At 62.0% G+C, this 20,845-nt stretch carries 14 protein-coding genes; 4 read left to right on the forward strand and 10 right to left on the reverse strand.

Annotation, left to right across the window (positions count from 1 at the left end; all coding sequences use genetic code 11):
* The 10 genes from FHW96_RS22815 to FHW96_RS22860 all read right to left on the reverse strand — a co-directional run bounded on the left by FHW96_RS22815 (position 1) and on the right by FHW96_RS22860 (position 14,149).
* A complete protein-coding gene (locus FHW96_RS22815; protein ID WP_216651016.1) occupies positions 1-1,365 on the reverse strand; it encodes a DUF1593 domain-containing protein in 1,365 nt (454 codons plus the stop codon).
* A gap of 50 nt (positions 1,366-1,415) precedes the next feature.
* The gene (locus tag FHW96_RS22820; protein ID WP_172342875.1) at positions 1,416-3,134 is read right to left on the reverse strand and encodes a glycoside hydrolase 43 family protein; all 1,719 of its coding nucleotides are present in this window, start codon (positions 3,132-3,134) and stop codon (positions 1,416-1,418) included.
* Position 3,135: 1 nt separating this feature from the next.
* The gene (locus tag FHW96_RS22825) at positions 3,136-5,925 is read right to left on the reverse strand and encodes a TonB-dependent receptor domain-containing protein (RefSeq protein WP_172342876.1); all 2,790 of its coding nucleotides are present in this window, start codon (positions 5,923-5,925) and stop codon (positions 3,136-3,138) included.
* Between the two features lie 180 nt (positions 5,926-6,105).
* Positions 6,106-8,034: a heparinase II/III family protein gene (locus FHW96_RS22830; RefSeq protein WP_172342877.1), complete on the reverse strand. Its 1,929-nt coding sequence runs from the start codon at positions 8,032-8,034 to the stop codon at positions 6,106-6,108.
* Positions 8,035-8,071: 37 nt separating this feature from the next.
* Positions 8,072-9,106 carry a sugar kinase gene (locus tag FHW96_RS22835; RefSeq protein WP_172342878.1) on the reverse strand — a complete coding sequence of 345 codons (1,035 nt, stop codon included), beginning with the start codon at positions 9,104-9,106 and terminating at the stop codon, positions 8,072-8,074.
* Complete coding sequence (kduD, locus tag FHW96_RS22840; protein WP_172342879.1) at positions 9,103-9,867, reverse strand: 2-dehydro-3-deoxy-D-gluconate 5-dehydrogenase KduD; 765 nt, start codon at positions 9,865-9,867, stop codon at positions 9,103-9,105. Before kduD ends, FHW96_RS22835 begins: the two co-directional genes overlap by 4 nt.
* Positions 9,868-9,889: 22 nt before the next feature.
* Complete coding sequence (gene kduI / locus FHW96_RS22845) at positions 9,890-10,726, reverse strand: 5-dehydro-4-deoxy-D-glucuronate isomerase (protein WP_172342880.1); 837 nt, start codon at positions 10,724-10,726, stop codon at positions 9,890-9,892.
* 4 nt (positions 10,727-10,730) lie between these two features.
* Positions 10,731-11,768, reverse strand: a complete 1,038-nt coding sequence (locus FHW96_RS22850) for an aldo/keto reductase (RefSeq protein WP_172342881.1) — start codon at positions 11,766-11,768, stop codon at positions 10,731-10,733.
* A 7-nt stretch (positions 11,769-11,775) separates the two neighbouring features.
* The gene (locus FHW96_RS22855; protein WP_172342882.1) at positions 11,776-12,921 is read right to left on the reverse strand and encodes a glycoside hydrolase family 88 protein; all 1,146 of its coding nucleotides are present in this window, start codon (positions 12,919-12,921) and stop codon (positions 11,776-11,778) included.
* A gap of 1 nt (position 12,922) precedes the next feature.
* Positions 12,923-14,149 (reverse strand): oligosaccharide MFS transporter, encoded by a 1,227-nt coding sequence (locus tag FHW96_RS22860; RefSeq protein ID WP_172342883.1) that lies wholly within the window; start codon positions 14,147-14,149, stop codon positions 12,923-12,925.
* 178 nt (positions 14,150-14,327) lie between these two features.
* Here FHW96_RS22860 and FHW96_RS22865 point away from each other — a divergent pair, with 178 nt between their 5' ends.
* The 4 genes from FHW96_RS22865 to FHW96_RS22880 all read left to right on the forward strand — a co-directional run bounded on the left by FHW96_RS22865 (position 14,328) and on the right by FHW96_RS22880 (position 20,845).
* Positions 14,328-15,398, forward strand: coding sequence for a LacI family DNA-binding transcriptional regulator (locus FHW96_RS22865; protein WP_172342884.1), 1,071 nt, complete (start codon positions 14,328-14,330; stop codon positions 15,396-15,398).
* A gap of 69 nt (positions 15,399-15,467) precedes the next feature.
* Positions 15,468-16,373, forward strand: coding sequence for an ROK family protein (locus FHW96_RS22870; protein WP_216651017.1), 906 nt, complete (start codon positions 15,468-15,470; stop codon positions 16,371-16,373).
* Between the two features lie 234 nt (positions 16,374-16,607).
* Entirely contained in the window at positions 16,608-18,857 is a 2,250-nt protein-coding gene (locus tag FHW96_RS22875; RefSeq protein ID WP_172342885.1) for a TonB-dependent receptor, read from the forward strand.
* A gap of 65 nt (positions 18,858-18,922) precedes the next feature.
* Entirely contained in the window at positions 18,923-20,845 is a 1,923-nt protein-coding gene (locus FHW96_RS22880) for a glycoside hydrolase family 97 protein (protein ID WP_172342886.1), read from the forward strand.

Below are 20,845 nucleotides of genomic sequence, written 5' to 3' on the forward strand. Positions count from 1 at the left end.
TCAAGGCTGGTGACTGGCCAGTGTCTTTTTCGGCGGAGTGATTGTGACGATGACACGTCGATAACTGGTAAGCGCCGGCTCTCCGCGATCACGCAATTCGAGGATGAAGTGCAATTCGCTCGCTTCGTTGACCCGTGGCAGAACGACCTCGGTCTGCCCTGCGCCGGGCGAACGGATAGTCGCTTTCGGTTGGGCGGGAATGCCTCCGACGTCCTTATATTGCCAACAATGGCTGGTGAGAGCGTCGCCATCGGGATCGCTAGAAGCAGTCGCGTCGAGGGTGATGGTCTGGCCGCTATCGGCCTGAATGTGCAGGGCGGCTTTGCCGCTTACGCCATTTATGATGGCAAGTGGCGCATGATTGACCTTGGCGCGATCCGGGGTCAGGGTCCATGCCATGCGCGCCGCAAAATCATTCTGAAACGCGCCGCGCCAGCGGTAGACCGTTGCCTGATTGCCCGCCCAGACCAAACCGTCGCGCTCGAAAATATCCCTTGTGTCGGCAAACAGGCCTCGGTTCGGCGCGGATTGGACATAGCGCCCGCCCCATGACCCCCAATCGGGATGCTCGGCATCACCCAGACCATTGGGGATCAGGTAGAGGAAGGAAGGCGTGTCCCCCTCTATGATGAATTTGGGCAGGGGATAGAGCGCGCCCAGCGGCCCGCGCCGGATATGTTCTTCAAGCCAGGGATCGAGAACCTTGTCTCGGTCGGGCCAGTTTTCGGCGGTGCGGCGGTCGGCGGAAATCCCGCTCCACGCCGCCGCGCCATATTGATTCCAGCCGTGGATGCTGGCGATCCAGAACAGGCGCGGAAAGGTCTGGCGCAGCCATGGTCCGGCATCGTCCTGATCGGAAATGGAATAGATGCGCAGGCGGGCCGTAAAGCGCTCTAACCCCGCCTGTGAGCGCGTCGCGCGGACATGCCACAGGGCTTGTGCCAGATCGGTCGCGCCGCCCCATGCCAGCACCCAGAGCGGCTGCCTGTCAGGTCGGTCAACCGCCGCGATAATGGCGCGCGAGGCTGCCGTATCATGACCTTTGCCGACCCCGGCCATGCCATAAAGCGGCGCGCCCGCGAGAACCCGTTTCCGCAGCCAATCGGCGGTGGGATAGCCAGCAGCATGTTGCGTGAGATTGGGCCAGACCTTGGCATAGGCGTCAATGCGTTGTGTAATCAGGTCCGGCTGTACCTTGTCGCGCTGCCATACCGAGGTGGTTGCGATGAGATTTTCGACATCGAACTCGTTGGTATAGAGCAGAAATCGTACGAGACTTTCGGAATCGTCCGGCTCATTGCCAATGTCGGTCAGCACCAGAACGCGCGGCTTTGCCTCCGGCTCGGCCAAGGTGGGGTCAGGCATGCAGAGCAATCCGCAAACCGATAGCATCAGGCCCTTGAGGAGTCTTGTCATCATGGGCGCGCCTGCGCCGAAAATGCGGTGATACGGAAGAAGTCGAAATCGGCGCTGCCATTGACTGTGGCGGTGGCCGATGGCGTGCCAAAGGGGGCACTGGCAAAGAGGCCCAGCCTGGCGCCGACCCAGAGGCCGGGCTGCGTCATGAAAGGATGGCCCAGCGGCGTGTAATGCTGACCGTCCAGACTGTAGGACAGCGAGATCTGTGCGTGCTCTTCGCGCAGCATGGATGGCCAATAGGGGCTAAAACCAGGAGGTCCGACATTCACAGTGATCGGTGTCGCGCAGAGCTTCAGCCAGACCGATTGAGCCGTCAGCAGCGGACCTGCGCTGCGTTGTACAGGTTGCCCCGATCCGGCGGCGCCTTTGGCATAGGAGACGATCTGTAATCCCTCCGCGGTTTTTTCGACGCCGATCCATGCGAAGGTCTTGCCGTGGATAGCAAGACCGGCCTTTTCACCCAGAACGCGGGCAGAAAGCTTCATGCGCGTCGTGGCGGTAAAAGCGGGTGCGGGAAGGCGTTGCGACAGGACCGCGCCATTTTCGAAAAGATCCGCTGGACCGGGTACGGCGAGCAGATGCAGGGCGCCCTCTGAGACTCTCGCCCAATCGGGAGCCGGATTGCTGTTGAAGCTCCAGACAGGGGAGAGGGCTGCGTCAAATTCATCATTGCCGGTCGGCACCGCGATGGGCTGCACGGGTAATCCCGGCTTGGTGTGACGGTCGACAGGCTCGCCCCTGCCGCTGGACCTGACAGGTTTGCCGATCACCGGCCAGTCATCCACCCAGCGCATCGGTTCCAGATGGACCACCCGCCCATAGGTATCGCGATCCTGAAAATGCAGGAACCAGTTCTCACCGGAAGGCGTTGTGATCCATGCACCCTGATGCGGGCCGTTGATGGGGGTGCTGCCCTGATCGAGGACATCGCGGCCTTCGTAGGGACCTTGGATCGAGCGGCTGCGGAACACGCCTTGCCACCCGCCTTTGACGCTGCCGCTGGGGGCAAAGACATAATACCAGCCGTTGCGTTTGTAGAGTTTTGGCCCTTCGGTGGTCTGCCATGGGCGCGGGCCAAGGCTGGTCATCACCGCCGGCAATGTGTCGCCGTCGATGATGGTCTTGCCCTCGCCAAGTGTATGCGTGCCATCACCATTCAGGGGTTTGAGCGTGATACGATTGGCAAAGCCCGCCCGGCTCCTGGCATAGGCATGGACCAGCCAGCCTTTGCCATCCTCATCCCAGAAGGGCGCCGGATCGATGGCCCCGCGCGTATCATCGACCAGCACCGGGGCGGACCATGGGCCTTCGGGTTGCAAGGCGGTCACGAGGAAAATCCCCCGGTCGGGATCGGGGAAATAGATCATGAAGCGCCCGTTGTGATAACGGATCGTGGGCGCCCAGACCCCGCCTCCACGCCGGGGCGTCTGGTAATGCGTATCGGGCAGCAGTCGGGGTAGGGCATGACCGATCAACGTCCAGTTCACCAGATCGCGCGATTCCAGAACCGGCAGGCCCGGACTTTCGGTGAAGGAGGAAGCCACCAGAAAGAAGCGGTCGCCCACCCTTTCCACATCGGGATCGGCCCAGTCGCCGATCAGCACCGGGTTGCGATAGGTGCCATTGCCCTGATCCGCTATCCAGTGGCCGTCCGTTTCAGGGGCAGGAGAGGCGCTGGCCAGCAGGATGGCGGAGAGCAGGGCGATGGAGGCCATATCAGAAACGGGCGCTGGCGGTGAAGAAGAAGGATCGCGGCGCGTTTACCTGAACCGTCGAGAGCGCATTGGGGTATTGGGCGATGAAATCCGCCTCAGTCATGTTCGAGGGGATTGTGCCGACGGTCCCGACCTTGGTGGGCGAGGCATCGTTGAACAGGTTGTTGACGTTGAACTGAAGCGTCAGCCGGTCATTGACGTTATAGGTCACGCCCATGTCCGAGAGTTTCTGCGGAGCAAGGCGGAATGTGTTGCGGATCGTGACCGGGCGCGACCCGATATAGCGGAAGCGGTAATAGGCCCCGAACCGGCCAAAGCGCAGATTGGCGGTGCCATTATAGACCAGATCGGCCGCCAGCGGCTGAGGCCCGGACGAATAGGTTGCGGTATCATCGTCCTGGGGCTGGATGCCGCCGGGGCAGGTTGTGGCCGTGGGCACGCCGTTGCAGGTGCCAAGGCTGATCGAGGGGAAGGAAAGCGAAAGCGAGCGCTGAACCGTCAGGACATTGCGGAAATTGAGCCATTTGGCGACCCGCACCGTATTGTCCAACTCGATCCCGTAGGACTGGTAATGCGCCATGAAGGGCGGCGTGGTGTAGCGCGTGACGCCATCAGCCAGAAAACCGTCATTGCGCCGCACGGGCACATTGTTGAGATCCGTGAAATAGAACACCGGGTTGAACTGAAGCCAGCGATTGCGCCATTGGAACGAAAGCTCGGCGCTCTTGAGCGTAGGCAGAGGCGCGAGGGAGAACTGATCGACCAGGTTCTGGGCGACGTTGAAACCGTCCCAGAAGGCGTCATTGTTCTTCTTGCCCAGCGTGAAGCGCGCAAACATCGAGAAGCGCGGGCTGAACAGATAGCTCGCAGCGCCGGTGAACTGGGCATAGGTGATGCTCTTGTCGAAGGGAAAATGCCCGGCGGCTGTATCGACGGCATAGACATTGTCATAGATCGTCGTGGCGGTGCCATCGACACCGCCAAAGCTGCGCGTGGCGGCATTTGGATTGGTGACGAAGCGGTTGTTTTCGCCCCAGCCGCGATACATCGTCAAACGCGCGCCCGCATCGAGCAGCAGGTGGGAGTTGGCCTCCCATGTGATGCCCAGCAGCGGGGAGATTTCGCGCACATGCGCCCGGTCGCGCAACGTGAGGCCGACCGAGCTGCCCAGCGCGCCATAGCCTGTGGGATCGGTGATCTGATAGGTCGTGCCTGCCGCCCCGCCTGCCGTGCTGGTCGTGGTGGTGGTAAAGGCGACGCCCAGCGTGGTCGGCTGGTTCTGCAAAGGCAGGATTGCCCGCCCGCCATAGGCGAAATCGCGCGAAAAGCTGGTCTGGTTGAAATAGACGCCTGCCGTGATCGTGACCTTGCCAAAATCCTTGGTCAGGGTGAACAGGTCGGTGATGTCACGGCTGTTGATGATCCCGCTGGAATTGGATGTGCCGGTCATCAGGATCAGGTTGCTGCTGTCAATCGGCGCCTGATTGACCAGCGTCTGATTGGGCAGCAGGTTGGGTGTGTTCCTGTCCATGCAATAGCCATTGGTGACGGCGGTGACGCAAACGCCGTTCTGGCTGGCAGAAGTTATGCGATAGACGCGCGCCAGCACTTGCCCGGTCGAACGGTTGGTCAGTGTGAAATAGCCCGGCGTGTTGCTCAGCCCCGCCGCGGCCGTACCCATCGTTGTCCATGTCGCGGAATTGAGCAGGCTTTGATAGGCAAAGTCCGTGGCATAGGTGTGTTCGACCGAATTGTTCTGGATCCGCAGATTGTTCGAAAGTTTCAGGCCGTTGTTGAATGTATGATCCCATTTGATCGTCCCGGCAAAGGACTTTTCATGACTGAAATTGCTGGGATCCCAGTTGCGCGAACCATCGCTGCCAAACGGCACCGTATGGGCCAGATCGCCCGTCGGCAGATAATTCACATCGCGGCCAAAGCCCGGAAGAAATTGCGGATCGTTGAAACCGATGGTGATCGGGCGGAACGTGTCATTGGTGCCGGTGTGATCGTCAAGATATTTGAACGAGACGAGCAGGCCGCCCGAACCCCAATCGCTGTTGTAGCTGTAATTCATATTGGCCTTGATCTGGCCGCCATAATTCATCGGATAGGCAATGGAACGATAGCCGTAACCGTGGCGGTAATCGCCGCCGACTGACCAGGCCAGTGTCTTGTCATCGTTGTGCCAGCCATAATAGGCATCGTATTTCTGATAGAGATTGCCATCCCCTTCATTGCCCAGACGCACGATCACCTGTCCGCCGGGATCGGTCATGCCGTTTTTCGAGATGTAGTTGAACAGGCCCGCGGGTGCATTGGGGCCGGTGATTGCCGCTGAACCGCCACGCACGGCCTGCACACGCTTGATGGTGACATCGGCGCGCAGGAACATGTCGGGCTGAAAATTGGAATAGGGCGCGGGGGTGAGGGGGAGCCCGTCCTCCATCATCGTCGTCCAGTAATAGCCATAGGTCGAGGCATCGGTGCCGTTCGACAGGCCACGGGCAAAGACGGTCGCCTTGGCCTCGCCCGCGTCGGAATTGACGACCACGCCGGGAATTTCTGTCAGCAGATCCGCCGCGCTCAGCGGTACAGTGGTCTGGATCTTTTCCTCGCCCACGGTGGTTGAGGAAATGGGCGCCTTGCTGGCCATCGTATCGCGCAGCACGCCCGTGACGATGATTTCCTCATTGGTCGCGCGCTCATTATTGCGGGTCTGTGCCATGGCGGGCGCGGTGACCGCTGCGGCGCTGGCGTAGAGTGCTGCCAGAAGAATGTGACGTTCCATTTTGCCCCTCCGTTTATGCGCCGTCGCTATGGTTGCGACTGGCGGGTCGATCCGTTCAGGCATGGGCCTTTGCGAACCTGTTATCGATATCTGATACCGATAACAGGTTCGCAAAGCAAGAGGCTAAAAGCTTGTAGGACTAAATAAGGTCGAGATGGCCAGCGCGCATCAGAAAAGCACTTAATTCCAGAGGGAAAGCGACTTTCCTGAACCAGCTCTTCGCGCGCCATGCTTTGTGGGATAGAGCGAAACGGTCAGATCGAGATCGCCCGTGGCCTGCGGTTGGGCGCGAATGGCGAGAATCGAGACATCCTTATTGTCCGCTTCGCCAGGATGATCGGGCGCGGCGGACAGCACTTCAAAAACATGGCCGGGCGTGTCGATCACCGCCTGCATCGCCTTGCCTTCCTGTGTCAGCGTGGCCCGGTTGCCGTGCAGAGTGATCGTGGCGCGGGTGAACATCGCCCAGCGCCAGATCTGATCGGGCCGTCCGGCGCGGATCTCGTCACGGATTACGATATGTTGTCCGTCCGCAAGGAAATCGACGCCGCGCTGAAGGCTTTGTGCTGCCCCCGGATAGGCTTTGGTCAGGTCAAGAACGGCCATGCCGCCATCCTCACGCTCTCTGAACCGTGAGATCGGGGCGAGCCCTTCGGGCGATTGTTTTCCGCCTTCGGGCATGATCGTCCCATGACCCTTGGCCGAGATGCGATAGATGTTGAAGCGCTTGCCTTCCGGCCCGCTGTCGAAGTAGCCGGGAACCTGATAACTGTCCGAACCCAGATCAATGGCCCAGCGCACGCCCTGACTGTCCAGCACGAAGGAGCCGAGGTCGTGGTGTGCATGGTTGGCCGCATTATTGCCGCCCTTGAAGCCGAGATAGACGTCCCCCGGCGCCCACCCGCTACGAAAAATTGCCAGATCGGCTTCGCCGCGAAAATGGCGGGCCTTTTGGGTGTCGGGTTTTGCCGCCACGGCTTGCGGATACCACAAGGTATAGAGCGGCAGGAAACGATCGAATTCGCCATCCAGTTTTGCAGAGCGGATCAGTTCGAGCAGGTCTTGCCTTGCCCTTTCCACACTGGCGGGATGGCCGAAACGCTGGCCCAGATAGGCAAGGGCGGGGCTGGGCGCGAGTTTTTCGTGGCAATCGGCATAGTTGAAGGCCTTCCCGGTCGGCCCCTGCGCCCAGAGTCGGAAAGTATCGGTCACCTGAAACCCTGCGGATTTCGCCAGACCCCGATCATTACCAAAACCCACCTCGAGCATGGCCAGAATGATCACATGATAGGTCGTGCCATAGGTCCAGTACACCGGCCCTTCGGCGCTGATCCCGTCCGGTTCATAGGAGGTCAGCGCCAGCGGAACCGATCGCACCGCCCCGGCGATGACATCGGCGCAGAGCAGCGCCTCGCTCTCTGCCACGGCCATTGCCGCGGCCAGCGCGCCGCCGTTGCAGACCTGATTCCAGTTCCATGTATAGGCCGGGAAGCCCAGCCACGGATCTTTCGACCCGCGATAGGCACGATCGGCCCAGAGAAGGCATTTTTCCACCAGCGCCGTGCGGACCAGATCGCGCGTGTCTTCGTCCATAAAGCCGTGGAGCCAGTCATAGCCGACGGCCACGCCAAAAGCGGTTTCGGCCACATCGAGAAAATGGGTATGGTTCCATTCGGGAAACCGCGCGGCGGATGTCATTTCCGCCACGGCCCTTTCGGCAAAGGCGCGCTCTCCGGTCCAGCGCCAGGCAAAGGCGCAGGTCATGATGTAATGGATGATCTGGCGCGATCCGCCCAGCATCGATGGGCGCTCGGCCCCGGTCAGGCGAAAGGGCACATGGGGGCGGGTAAGGATTGCGCGGGCATCGGTCAGGATATGCTCGATCAGTTGCGCGAAGAGCGGGTCGCCCTTTGCGGCGGCGCGCATGGTGTTGAGCGCGCCATCGGTGATCAGCAGGCGCGGATGATCCTGTTTGAGATCAGGCAGGACTTCGCCAAACTTGCTCGAGGGAAAACCGCTGCGGGCAAAAGCGGGCAGGGCCCTTCCGGCCAGCAGCAGCGCGCTGCTTCCCATCAGGGCGCGGCGGGTCAGCCGTTTTGTTTGAACCATTTGTTCTTCTCCCGAAATTGTTCTTTGTGCTGTTCGATCAGCGCCTGACATCGCCGGAATTGCCGGTGAAATTGTCCACTTCCGAGCGCGGGAGGCGGAGCCAGTCGCCGTGGAGGGAGTGCTTGAGCGCATTCATGGCGAGGCCCAGTTCCGCCATCTTGCGTGCATCCCCGCCTTCGAGCCAGCCCGTCAGCACGCCAGCGGCAAAGGCATCACCCGATCCCACCCGGTCGACGATATCGGTGATCTCGATCTCCGTCGTCTGATGCCGATCCTCGCGCAGGTCCACGCGGGCCGAGAGGCGGTGGTGGGTTTGGGTGATCGGATGACGCGCGGTGCTGGCCATGACCTGAAGGTTGGGGAAGGTCGTAAAGGCAGCCTCGACCGCCTCGCGCCGCCGTTCCGCGCCATCGCCCGAGAAGGGCTTTTGCAGCAGCAGCGTCATGTCGCGGTGGTTGCCGAACATGATCGTCGCGTCGGCCAAGAGTTCCAGCAGGATCTCACGCGGATTGCTGTCCCATGCGCCCCAAAGCTTCTCGCGGAAATTGCAGTCGAAGCTGACCGGTACGCCTGCCGCGCGGGCGGCCTTGATCGCGGCGCGGGCAAGCTCAACGCCCCCCGGCCCCAATGCGGCGGTGATGCCCGAGATGTGGAACAGCGAGGCACCGTCGAGCGCGGCGGCAAAGTCGAACTCCTCCGGCTTTGCCGTGGCAAAGGCCGAACCGGCGCGGTCATAGGTGATCGCCGAGGGGCGGAGCGACCCGCCAACCTCGAGGAAATACAGCCCCATGCGGCCCCCAGATTCACCGGCACCGCGCACGAAATGCTGCACCTCAACGCCCGCTCCCGCCAGTGCCGCCCGCGCCTTGTCGCCCAGCGCATTGGCGGGGACTTTCGACACAAACCGCGCCTGATGCCCCATCGCCACCAGCGCCACGCCGACATTGGCCTCCGCCCCGCCGATCGTCAGGTCGAGCGATTGCGCATCGGCAATCACCCTCCCCGCTGGCGTGGCAAAGCGCAGCATCACCTCGCCAAAGCAGACGACGGGGCCAGAACGCACCGAAGTCATCGTGCCAGCCAACCGCCATCGACGGCCAGCACATGGCCCTGAACGTAATCCGCCGCGCCGCTGGCCAGAAATACTGCCGCGCCGCCCATATCCGCCGGGCTGCCCCAGCGGCCTTCGGGGATGCGCTCCATGATCTGGCGGTTGCGCGCCTCGTCCGATTGCAGCGCCGCTGTGTTGTTGGTGGCGATATAGCCCGGCGCGATGGCGTTGACGTTCACGCCCTTGGCCGCCCATTCGCAGGCCAGCAGCTTGGTCAGCCCCGCCACGCCGGATTTCGAGGCAGTGTAGCTGGGCACGCGGATGCCGCCCTGAAAGCTGAGCATCGAGGCGATGTTGATGATCTTGCCGCGCTGGCCCGTGGCCGCATGGTTGGCGATCATGTGGCGACCGGCGGCCTGGCTCAGGAAGAACACCGACTTCAGGTTGGTGTCCACCACCGCGTCCCAGTCTTCCTCGGTGAAATCGACGCTGTCATTGCGGCGGATGATCCCGGCATTGTTGACCAGAATATGCAATCCGCCCAGCTTCTCCACCGCCTGCGCCACGACATCGCCCACCGGGGCAATCGAGGACAGATCCGCGCCGATGATCTCGGCCCGGCGCCCGGTGTCGCGCACCAGAGCCGCAGTTTCCTCCGCCGGTGTGCGGCCTACCAGCGCCACATCGGCCCCGGCGGTGGCCAGAGCCAGCGCAATCCCCTGACCGATGCCCGTATTGGCACCGGTCACCACGGCCACGCGGCCGGTAAGGTCAAAGCTCATTCTTCCTCTCCCTTGGGGCCGCTTACTTGAGCTGGCAGATGTCGAGGACCTTCATGTCGGTATAGTCGAGGTTTTCCCCGCCCATTGCCCAGATGAAGGCATATTTCTTGGTGCCGCTGCCCATGTGGACCGACCACGGGGGGCTGATCACGGCTTCTTCATTGCCGATCACGATGTGGCGCAGGTCTTCGGGCTGGCCCATGTAATGGAACACGCGGTCGGCCTCGGTGGGCATGTCGAAATAGAGATAGATCTCGCTGCGGCGGTCATGCAGGTGCGGCGGCATCGTGTTCCACACGCTGCCTTCCTCCAGCACGGTCAGGCCGAGCAGGAGCTGGGCGCTCTCGCAGATGCCGGGGATGACCAGCTGATAGATCGTGCGCTGGTTCGAATTGGCCAGATCGCCACGGGCCAGCGGGTTGGCCTGATCGAGCGTGATATGCTTGATCGGGAAGGCCTTGTGGGCCGGAACGCTGGCGATGTAGAAACGCGCGCCTTCGCCTTCAAAGATCACCTCGCCGGTGCCCATGGGCAGATAGAGGCATTCCTTGTTGCCCATTTCATAGCGCGTGCCATCGACGGTGATCGCGCCGGGGCCGCCAATATTGACGATACCCGCCTCGCGACGCTCCAGAAACGGATGGCCGGCAGCACTGGCAGGCTCGGTCTGCGCGGGGAGTTTGAGCGGTTCCTTACCCGGCACCGCGCCGCCGATCACGAAGCGTTCGTTATGCGAATAATTGAGGCTCACTTGCCCCTCGACAAACATGCCCGATACCAGATAACGGTCACGCAGTTCATCATTAGAAACACATTCCATCATGTCAGGATGTGTGGCATGGTAGGTCTTGCAGAACATGGCTTTATCCTTTGACGGATGGGAGCGGGACGCCCGATGCGATGATGCCGCTGGCGGCAAGTTCGGCCCAGAAAGCGGCGGGTATGGTGATGGTGGCGAGAGCATGGGTTTCGGCCACACGCGCCGCGCCGGCGACGCCCGGCAGAACCGAGGCCACCGCCCGGTGCCCGAGCCCGAATTGCAGCGCTGCCGCCACCAGAGGCACACCATGGGCGCCGCAAAGCACTTCCAGTAGGTTCAGGCGGTCCAGCACCTCGGCCGTGGGGGCGCCATAATCATAGCGCATCGCGCCGCTGCGCCGGCTGCCGCCAGCCAGAAGGCCCGTGTTATAGGGGCCTGCGGCAATCACGCTGACACCCTGTTCGTAGCATCGATCCAGCAGCGGCAAAGCCCCCGCATGATCGAGTAGCGTATAGCGGCCCGCCAGCAGGAAACCGTCCACCGGCGCTTCATCGAGCATCCGATGACAGACCGCCGCCTCGTTGACGCCCAATCCGAAGGCCTTGATCGCGCCGCTGCTCTTGAGTTCGTTCAGCGCCCGCAGCCCCCCGCCGATGAATTCCCGCCAGCGTTCCGGATCCTCCTCGCCATGGGCATAGGCGCCGATGTCATGGACGAAGAGAATATCGATACGGGCCAGTCCAAGGCGATGCAGGCTGTTTTCCCATGACCGCATCACACCGTCATAGGAGTAATCGAAACCGGCGCGGAACGGCATGGGCGAGTGAAAACCATGGCGCGGCTTGCCGATATCTGCGTCATGATCGGGAATCAGCGGTCGTCCGACCTTGCTGGAGATCACAAAGTCATCGCGCGGCGTTTCTCGCAGCGCATCGCCAAGGCGGCGCTCGGCAAGACCCAGTCCGTAATAGGGCGCGACATCGAACCAGTTGAGTCCGGCCTCCAGCGCGGCATGGCCAGTTTCGGCGGCTTCCTGAGGCGGGCGGGGGCGGTTGCGATTGCCCATATCGCTGCAACCGATGCCGATGGTGGGCAGGGTGAGGCCGCTTTGGCCGAAGGGGCGGCGGGGGATGGTGTTCATGTTCCCCTCACGCCCAATAGGGTTGCCAAGCATGGCGCAGGCGCATCAGCGCTTCGAGATAGAAGTAATCCCCCCAGATGCAGCTTTCATCGACCCCGACCCCGTTGGGCCAGTGATAGACGGCATGGGCCAGCAACCCGTCGCTGCCCTCCACCGGCGCGAGGTAATCGCGGTCAAGGCTCTCGGCCATGCGCAAGGCCTGGCTTTGATAATGCATACGGCGATGGTCGGTGACGGGCAGCGCGGCGGCCAGTTCGAGCAAGCCGCAGATGGTGATCGCGGCGGCCGAACTGTCGCGCGGTTCGTCGGCGGTGAAGATCAGATCCCAGCAGCAGATGCCATCTTCGGGCAGGCGCGCCAGATAATAGTCGGCCAGATCCGCCGCCAGCGTCAGATATTCGCCGCGCCCGGTGTGACGGAAGGCCAGCGCGAAGCCATAGATGCCCCATGCCTGCCCGCGCGCCCAGCAGCTGTCGTCGGAATAACCCTGATGCGTCGAGCCATGGCGCGGCAGGCCGGTGCGCGTATCGACATAAAAGGTGTGATAGGTCGAATGATCGGGGCGGACCAGCAGCCGGGCTGCCTGTTCGACATGGGCATCGGCGGCCTGCGCGAACCTCTTGTCGCCCGTCTCGCGCGCGGCCCACCACAGCAGCGGCAGGTTGAGATTGCAGTCGATAATCATCCGCCCGCTCTGTTCCGGATCGGACAGGTCGCCCCATGCCTGAATGACATGGGCCACACTGTTATAGCGCGAGAGCAGCAATTGCGCCGCCATCAGGCCGGACAGACGCGCTTCCTCATTACCGGTCAACCGCCATGCCGCGCAGGTGGAGAGCGTATAGAGAAAGCCCAGATCGTGATGATCGGTCAGATGCCGCCGCGCCACGCGATCGGCAAAACCTGGCATCAGCGCTTCGGCAGCGGCGCGGTAACGATCCTCTCCGGACAATTCCCAAGCCAGCCAGAGCATGCCGGGCCAGAAGCCATTGGTCCATTCCTCGTTATCCATGACGGGATAGCGGCCATCGATGCTGGAGGGTGCGGGAAACCGCCCGCCATAGGCGGTGATCGAACGGTCGATCCTTTCCAATGCGCGCGCGATCATGATATCGGCCATGGCGGGGCTCAGCGAAGGGGCATTCTTGCCCATATCAGTCCTTTCCTTGGAGGCGCGGTTCGGGGTCCGGCGCCAGCGCGAAGAGCGAGGCGATCCAGAAACACAGGGCGAAAGCCGCGATGGTGAAATAGGTGCTGCGAAAACCGATGGCGTCATAAAGACGGCCTGCGACGGGCGAGAGAATGGCCAGTCCCAGCGAGTGGCCGAAGCTGACCCCGACCATATAGAGCGTGCCGGACAGGCGGGTTTCGAAATGCGCGGCAATATAGCGGAAGATCGACACCAGCAGGATCGGCAATTCGAGCGAATGCAGCATCTTGCAGGCCGAGATCGACCAAGGCCCCGCCGCTACCCCGGTGGCCGCGATGCGCGTGATCATGATCGTGGTGGCCAGCAGAAGGCCGCGCTTCATGCCGATGCGGTTGACGATGATGGGGGCGATGAACATCATCCCGGCTTCGACGAAGATCTGCGCCGAATTGAGATAGCCGAACATCGCATTGCCCGCTTCGCGCGTGGGGAAAAGTGAGGCGAAATAGGCGGGGAACTGCTGATCATAGACAAGATAGAGGTTGGTGACGCCCAGGATCAGCACCATGAAGCGCCAGAATTTGGCAAGCCGCAGCACGCCCAGCGAATCGGCCAGCGTCACGGGGCGGGGGGCATCAACATGGATCGGCGCGATGACATTGCCGCGCAGCGCCAGAATGAGCGGGATCAGCACCAGTCCCGCCGCCGAGGCGAGAAAGAAATTGATGCGCGGATCGAGGTTGAACAAGCGCCCGGAAAACAGCGCGGCCAGCGAAAATCCCAGCGATCCCCACAGTCGCGCCCGGCTATATTCGAAACCGTCGCGGCGGCTGACGCGATCGACAAAGCTTTCGATGGCATAGCTGCCCGCCACGAAAGTCGCCCCGATATAGGCTCCGCCAAGGATCGCCCCAAACAGCAGATGATCGCGCAGCAAAGGCGCATAGACAAAGCTGAAGAACGGCCCCGCCAGAACAACCATGATCGCGATGGAAAGCGGCACCGTGCGCCGATAGCCCATACGATCAGACAGCCAGCCATAGAGCGGCTGACACACCATGGCGGCGATGAAATTGGCCGAAAATACCGTGCCGACCTGCGCGCCCGACAGCCCCAGTCGCTGGCTGAGCCAGATCGACAGCAGCGAGATAGCGGCCGCCTGCGCGAAGAAGAAAGCGGCGACATAGCCGCTGACAAGCAGGTAGTTGCGGCGTGCCTGACCTTGCAACATCCTTGTGAAACTCCCGTGAGCGGGCGGAGAAAGGCCTTGCGTGGGCCTGCTTCACCGCCTATCTGTTGCCATCTGTTATCGATATCAGATGCGGCTAGATAGCGGCAATCCGGGATGAAGCGCAAGAGGCTGCTTCAAATTTGCCGAAATTGCCCGTAGGAGCGACAGAGGAGACCTGATGGCCAAGGAAGATAAATCAAGCGCTGACGCGCCTTTGGCAGGGGCCCGCAAGGGAGCCGTGACCATTCATGACGTGGCGCGCGTGGCGGGGGTTTCCTCGATGACCGTGTCGCGGGTGATGAATGATCATCCCCATGTCAGCAAGGCCACTCGCGCCAAGGTCATGGCCACGGTCGAGGCGATGAATTTCTCGCCCAATGCGGCGGCCAGTTCGTTGAGAAGCGCGCTGAAAATCGGCCTGCTCTACTCCAATCCCAGCTCGTCCAATCTGGGTGAATTCCTGATGGGCGCCTTTCGTCAGGCGGGCGAATCGGGGTGTCAGTTGATGATCGAGCCCAGTTCGGCGCATCCCGACGGGCTATCGGCGGTCAACAAGCTGCTGGGCATGGGGGTGGACGGCATCATCCTGCCGCCCCCGCTCTGCGATTCGCCCGATGTGCTGGAGCGGTTGATGCAGACCGGTGTTCCCGCATTGGGTTTTGCCACGGCTGAGCCGCGCCCTGATACGCCCGCCGTGATGGTGGACGATTTTGCGGGCGCGCGTTTGATGACCGAGCATCTGATTGCTTTGGGCCACCGCGATATCGCTTTCCTGCGCGGCGATCCGATGCACTCGACCGCCCGGCGGCGCGAGGCCGGTTTTCGCGCGGCGATGCGTGAGGCGGGCCTTGCCGTCCGGCCAGAATGGGTGGCGCAGGGCTATTTCACCTATCGTTCGGGCATGGACGCGGCGCAGCAATTGCTGGGGCAGGAAAGCCGGCCAACGGCGGTTTTTGCCAGCAATGACGATATGGCGGCGGGCGTTTCGGCGGTGGCGCACGGGCTGGGGCTGAACATTCCGGGCGATATCAGCATTGCGGGGTTTGACGATACCTCGGTGGCCACCACGATCTGGCCGGAACTCACCACCATTCATCAGCCGATTGCGGAAATGTCCTCTTCGGCTGTGGCGGCGATCACCGAGCTGGTGCGGCGGCGGCGGGCGGGCGAAAGCGTGCCGATCCGTCACGATGTGATCGCCATCCGCCTGGTCGAGCGAGCCTCGACCAGCGCGCCCGTCAAGGGCTGAACCTTTTCCCGAAATCACGACGGCGCGGGTCAGTTGCTGGCCACGCCGTGCCTATGATGGAGCAGAGCCATGTCGGCCATCCACACATCTTCCCTGTTCGGCGCGATCGAGGCCGGCGGAACCAAGATCCTTTGCGGCATTGGCGACGAGCATGGATCGCGCGAAACGCTGCGTATCGCCACCACCGATCCCGAAAGCTGCCTGGCGCAGATCCTGTCCTTCTTCCGGGCGGCACAGGATCGCCACGGGGCGATGCAGGCGGTGGGGCTAGCCAGTTTCGGCCCGGTCGATCTCGATCGTGCCTCGTCCACATGGGGGCATATCACCACCACGCCCAAGCCGGGCTGGCGCGATGCGGATCTGCGCGGCGCGGTGGCGACGGGGCTTGGGCTGCCGGTTGCGGTGGATACCGATGTGAACGCCGCTGCGCTGGCCGAGGCGGCGATGGGGGCGGCGGTCGGCTGCCAATCGGTGGCTTATATCACGGTGGGAACCGGCATCGGGGTCGGCCTGACCTCGGGCGGGCGGACGGTCAGCGGGCGCGGGCATCCCGAGGTTGGCCATATCCTGCCCCGCCGTCACGCCGCGCATGAAGGCTTTGCCGGGATCTGTCCCTATCACGGCGATTGCTATGAAGGGTTGGCCAGCGGTCCGGCAATCATTGCGGCCTGGGGCGGCTCTCTGGCCGAATTGCCGCAGGACCATCCGGCCTGGGCAGCACAGGCCGACTATCTGGGCCAGCTTTGCGCCTCGCTTATCCTGACGGTTGCGCCCGAGCATATCGTGATCGGAGGCGGGGTCATGGCCTATGATCATCTTCTGGCCGATGTTCGCCGGGAGACGGCGCGCAGACTCGCCGGTTATGCCTCGCTCTGGGCGTCTCCGCAGGTTCTGGAGGCAAGGATTACCGCGCCGGGGTGTCAGGAAGCCGCGGGATTGGTTGGGGCCTATCTGCTGGCGCGGGGCGAGTGCTGATCCGGCGGGTTTGGGATAAAATGAGCCTGTTTCAGACAATTGAACAGGCATGACGCAAATGAAGGCGTGATCGGACCGGGCGCGCCTTCATTCTTTTCGATCGCGACAAGCAAATCGATGCGGGAAGCGCTTGACAGGGCCCATCGGTTATCGATATCTGATATCGATAACAGCAAGGCGATGCGATTCATTCCCCGATGAATGAACCTCCGGCTGTTTGTGGGAGGATTTCTGATGAAGACCAAATCTCGAACCCTTTTCGTAACCTGCTCGGTTGCGGCTCTGAGCCTTGCGCCGATGGGAGCGGCGGCCCTTGCGCAGACCGTGCCCGATGCCGGGGAAATCGTTGTTACTGCGCAGAAGCGCTCGGAAAATGTGCAGAAAGTGCCGGTGGCCGTCTCCGTGCTTAACCCCGCCGCCATTGGGGCATCGGGCGCGCAGAACCTGCAGGATCTGGCCAAGGCCAGTTCCTCGCTTACCATCACCCCGGAATCGCAACCGGCCAATACGTCGATCATCCTGCGCGGGGTGGGCACATTTGCCTTTTCGATCGCGGTTGAGCCCGCCGTCGCGGTAATCGTTGACGATGTGCCGCAGGCCTATCAGGCGCAAGCCCTGACCAGCGATCTGGGCGATGTCGAGCGGGTTGAAGTGCTGCGCGGGCCGCAAAGCACGCTGTTCGGCAAAAGTGCCTCGGCGGGTGTGATCAACGTCGTTTCCAAGGGGCCGAGCGACACGTTCACCCTGAGCGGGCAGGCCACCGCCACCACCGATCAGGAATATCGTGTCGGGCTGACGGCGGCGGGGCCGATTACCAAAAATCTGTCCTATCGGGTCACCGGGGCGACTTCGACGTGGGCTGGGCCTTCGGTCAATCTGACCACCGGCGACCGGATCAACGGGCTGACCAATTCGACGCTCAAGGGCGTTTTGCGCTGGAATGCGTCGGACGCGCTGACCCTGACCGGCGGCATCGTTTATAATCGGGTGAAGTCCAATTGCTGTTCGGCCAGCTATATTCAGGTCGATCCCAATGCCAAGCTGCTAGGTACCTCCTTTACCGGGGCGCAGGTGACGGCGGGAGAGACGGTCAACCGCTCGAACAATACGGTGCGCCTCGACAGCCCTTTGTTCGCTAACAGCCAGTTCATCGAGGAATTCGGCAAGATCGGCTATACGCTGGATTCAGGCCTGTCGCTCTTGTCGGTGACTTCGCATCAATTGTTCAAACTTTACAGCGGCGTCGATAACGATTTCTCCGACCTGCCGGTGGCCACGGCCAACAATGGCGGGGTGAGCGCGCCCAATTACATCCAGACCGTCAACAATCGCGTCGAAACTTGGACGCAGGAATTGCGGCTGACCTCGCCCGATACCGGGCCGCTCAAATATGTCGCGGGCCTCTATTTCCAGAGCTATGATGGGGGCGGCCATTTCCGCCGCGGGCCGACCTACAATATCGGCAGCTATGATGCCTATGCCACGTCGAAGAACTATGCGATCTTTGGACAGGCGACATGGGATTTCGCGCCGGGCAGCCGGGTGATTGCGGGCCTTCGCGCCAATAGCGAGGATATCGGCTACCGCTTTTTCAAGAACACCACCTCGCAATATTTCAGCGGCAAGAACAAAGACAATGTGATCACCGGCAAGTTCGGGCTTCAGCATGATCTGGCGCGCGATGTGATGGTGTTTGCCACCTATGTGCGCGGCTACAAGGGGCAGGCCTATGACCTGACCAGCGCGCTCAATCCTGTGATCGCGGCCAATTTCCCGATCAAGGCCGAACATTCCAACGACTATGAAATCGGCCTGCGCAGCCAGTTCCTCAACCGGCGGATTACGCTGAACCTGACCGGCTTCTGGACCGACTATAACAATTTCCAGGCGCAGGGTCTGTTGCCCGATATTGCCGCAACGCCTGTTCTGGCCAATGTGGGGCAGGTGCGCACGCGCGGGATTGAACTGGAGAGCAGCGCCCGTATCAGCGATGCGCTACGCCTGAACGCCGGGATCACCTTCACCGATGCCAAGATCGTGCGCTACCCCAATGGCGCCTGCTATCCGGGGCAGACGGCGGCCACAGGCTGCGTCGGCAACCAGCAGAACGAGGCGGGCAATGTGCTGCCCAATGCGCCGCGCTGGAAGATGGATCTGGGCGGCGAATATCGATTGCCCATCAGCGAGGATCTGAAGGCCGCCGTCACCGCGCATTACACTTGGCAGAGCAAGGTCAATTACGCGCTGACCGGCGATCCTTCGACGGTGCAGGGGGCCTATGGCATTTTCAACCTCGGCATCAGCCTTTCGCCCAAGGATGATCGTTTCAAGATCACCGCTTTCGTCAACAACCTGTTCGATCAGCAATATTATACGCGCATCGACAATCGTGCCAGCCTGTGGGGCGGGGCCACGACGTTGGCTGGCTATCTGCCGCGCGATTTCCAACGCTATGCGGGCGTGACGCTGGGCTTCAAATATTGATCCGGGATCGGGCGTGGGGGCGACACGGCTTTCACGCCCGGCGTTTTTGCACAAAAGGAAGTTTCATGGATCTCGAAGCATCCCGCCGGGGTGTCATGCTTGGTCTTGCCGCTCTACCCGCTGCCGCTCATGCCGCAAAAGCGAGCCTGCGCCATCGCGCCACCTCGCCTGATGGTCGGGTGGAGGTGGAACTGCATACCGGCCCGCTCGGCTGGTCGGTTCGCTATAACGGCAGGCCTATCCTGACGCGCTCTCCCTTAGCTTTGCGTCTGGCGGAGGCCGCAGTTCTGGGGCCACAGGCGATCTCCACGGCCAGCAGCACCCGGCAGATCAAGGGCAACTGGTCCCCGCCTTTCGGCATCCGCGCCGTCAGCACCGAGGCTTGCGGCGAAATCACCGTGACCTTGCAGGACCGGGCCAGCGCGATCACCTTTGCGGCGGTGGCGCGGGCCTATGACGCCGGTGTTGCGATCCGCTTTCATCTGATCAAAGCGCCCGGCCCATCGGTCGTGGTTACCGGCGAAGCCATCGAATTTCGCCTTCCCGCCGATGCTGTGGTCCATGCCAGCAGGGACGAGGGCGAATATCAGACCACGCATCAGACCGCCGTATCCCCCATTCCCGAACCGGCGCTGACGGCCAGTTGTGATCCGCCAGGGCTGGCCGATGTTCCGCTGACCGCGCAACTGGGCGATGGCACCACTGTTGTCATCACCGAGAGCGATCGGCTCCATTACCCTCGCATGATGCTCAAAAGCACGGAGCACGGCCTGACCACGAGGCTGATGCAGTATCCCGGCCGCGCGACCGGCTATTCCGGCCCGGGCGATACCGAGGCCGAAGACCATTTCACCCTTGCTGAAGGCGCGCAGACGCCGTGGCGGGTCATCGTGCTTTCGCCCGATCCGGCAGGCCTGCTGGAGCGGCAGGATCTGATCCCCACACTGGCCAGCCCAAACCGATTGGGCGATGTGTCATGGGTAAAGCCGGGGCGGGCGATCCGCATCCGGGGCTTTACCACGCAGGCGGGGCTGGACACGGTCGATTTTGCCGCTGCCCGCCGCCTCGATTATGTCGAATGGGACGCGCATTGGTATGGTGATGGCACCGACCCCAGCGATGCCACCTATGCCATTCCCGCTATCGATATTCGCAAGGTGGTGGATTATGCGCGCTCCAAGGGGCTGGGCATGATCCTGTATGTCGATCGCGTTCCGGCGATGCGACAACTGGACGCGATCCTGAAGACCTATCGTTCCTGGGGCGTGGCGGGGATCAAGTTCGGCTTTGTCTGGGAAGGACGGCAGAGCGATGTCGATTTCATCACCAATCTGGTGCGTGCTTGCGGCGAGCATGGGCTGCTGGTCAATCTGCATGACAATCTGCGCCCGGCGGGGCTGGAGCGGACCTATCCCAATTACATCGCGCTGGAAGGCGTGCGTGGCAACGAGCATTTCCCCACTGCCGCGCATAATTGCACGCTGCCCTTCACGCGGGCGATTGCCGGGCCGATCGACTATACGATCTGCTATGCCAATCCGCGAAACCGGACGACCAATGCCCATCAACTCGCCATGGCGGCGGTCTATTATAATCCGCTGACCTTTCTTTACTGGTATGATGGGCCGGAGAAATATGCGGGTCGCAACTGGCCCGAACTGGCGTTTTTCGATGAATGTCCCACCAGTTGGGATCGCACAGTTGCCTTGTCCGGGGCTATTGGCCAGCATGTCGTGGTGGCGCGCCGCAACAAAGGCCGCTGGTATCTGGGTGCGCTGACCAATGAGCAGGGCAGGGATCTGACGGTGCCGCTGCATTTCCTTGAAAAAGGGCGCTGGCGTGCGCGCCGCTTTGCTGATGGCCTGCCCGGCGCGCAGGCCATGGCCACCCCGGTGATCCTGTCCGAGGACATCGTCACGCCGCACCAAAGCCTGACGCTTCGCCTTGCTCCATCGGGCGGGCAGGCGATCATTTTCGAGCCTGCTTAG

Origin of the sequence: Novosphingobium sp. SG751A (assembly GCF_013149295.1) — a bacterium.
Taxonomy (GTDB): domain Bacteria; phylum Pseudomonadota; class Alphaproteobacteria; order Sphingomonadales; family Sphingomonadaceae; genus Novosphingobium.

What these genes read in the sequence shown, in the direction of transcription:
- FHW96_RS22815 (WP_216651016.1), bottom strand. Translation starts at nt 1,365, where the DNA reads ATGCCTGACCCCACCTTGGCCGAGCCGGAGGCAAAGCCGCGCGTTCTG.
- FHW96_RS22820 (WP_172342875.1), bottom strand. Translation starts at nt 3,134, where the DNA reads ATGGCCTCCATCGCCCTGCTCTCCGCCATCCTGCTGGCCAGCGCCTCT.
- FHW96_RS22825 (WP_172342876.1), bottom strand. Translation starts at nt 5,925, where the DNA reads ATGGAACGTCACATTCTTCTGGCAGCACTCTACGCCAGCGCCGCAGCG.
- FHW96_RS22830 (WP_172342877.1), bottom strand. Translation starts at nt 8,034, where the DNA reads ATGGTTCAAACAAAACGGCTGACCCGCCGCGCCCTGATGGGAAGCAGC.
- FHW96_RS22835 (WP_172342878.1), bottom strand. Translation starts at nt 9,106, where the DNA reads ATGACTTCGGTGCGTTCTGGCCCCGTCGTCTGCTTTGGCGAGGTGATG.
- kduD (WP_172342879.1), bottom strand. Translation starts at nt 9,867, where the DNA reads ATGAGCTTTGACCTTACCGGCCGCGTGGCCGTGGTGACCGGTGCCAAT.
- kduI (WP_172342880.1), bottom strand. Translation starts at nt 10,726, where the DNA reads ATGTTCTGCAAGACCTACCATGCCACACATCCTGACATGATGGAATGT.
- FHW96_RS22850 (WP_172342881.1), bottom strand. Translation starts at nt 11,768, where the DNA reads ATGAACACCATCCCCCGCCGCCCCTTCGGCCAAAGCGGCCTCACCCTG.
- FHW96_RS22855 (WP_172342882.1), bottom strand. Translation starts at nt 12,921, where the DNA reads ATGGGCAAGAATGCCCCTTCGCTGAGCCCCGCCATGGCCGATATCATG.
- FHW96_RS22860 (WP_172342883.1), bottom strand. Translation starts at nt 14,149, where the DNA reads ATGTTGCAAGGTCAGGCACGCCGCAACTACCTGCTTGTCAGCGGCTAT.
- FHW96_RS22865 (WP_172342884.1), top strand. Translation starts at nt 14,328, where the DNA reads ATGGCCAAGGAAGATAAATCAAGCGCTGACGCGCCTTTGGCAGGGGCC.
- FHW96_RS22870 (WP_216651017.1), top strand. Translation starts at nt 15,468, where the DNA reads ATGTCGGCCATCCACACATCTTCCCTGTTCGGCGCGATCGAGGCCGGC.
- FHW96_RS22875 (WP_172342885.1), top strand. Translation starts at nt 16,608, where the DNA reads ATGAAGACCAAATCTCGAACCCTTTTCGTAACCTGCTCGGTTGCGGCT.
- FHW96_RS22880 (WP_172342886.1), top strand. Translation starts at nt 18,923, where the DNA reads ATGGATCTCGAAGCATCCCGCCGGGGTGTCATGCTTGGTCTTGCCGCT.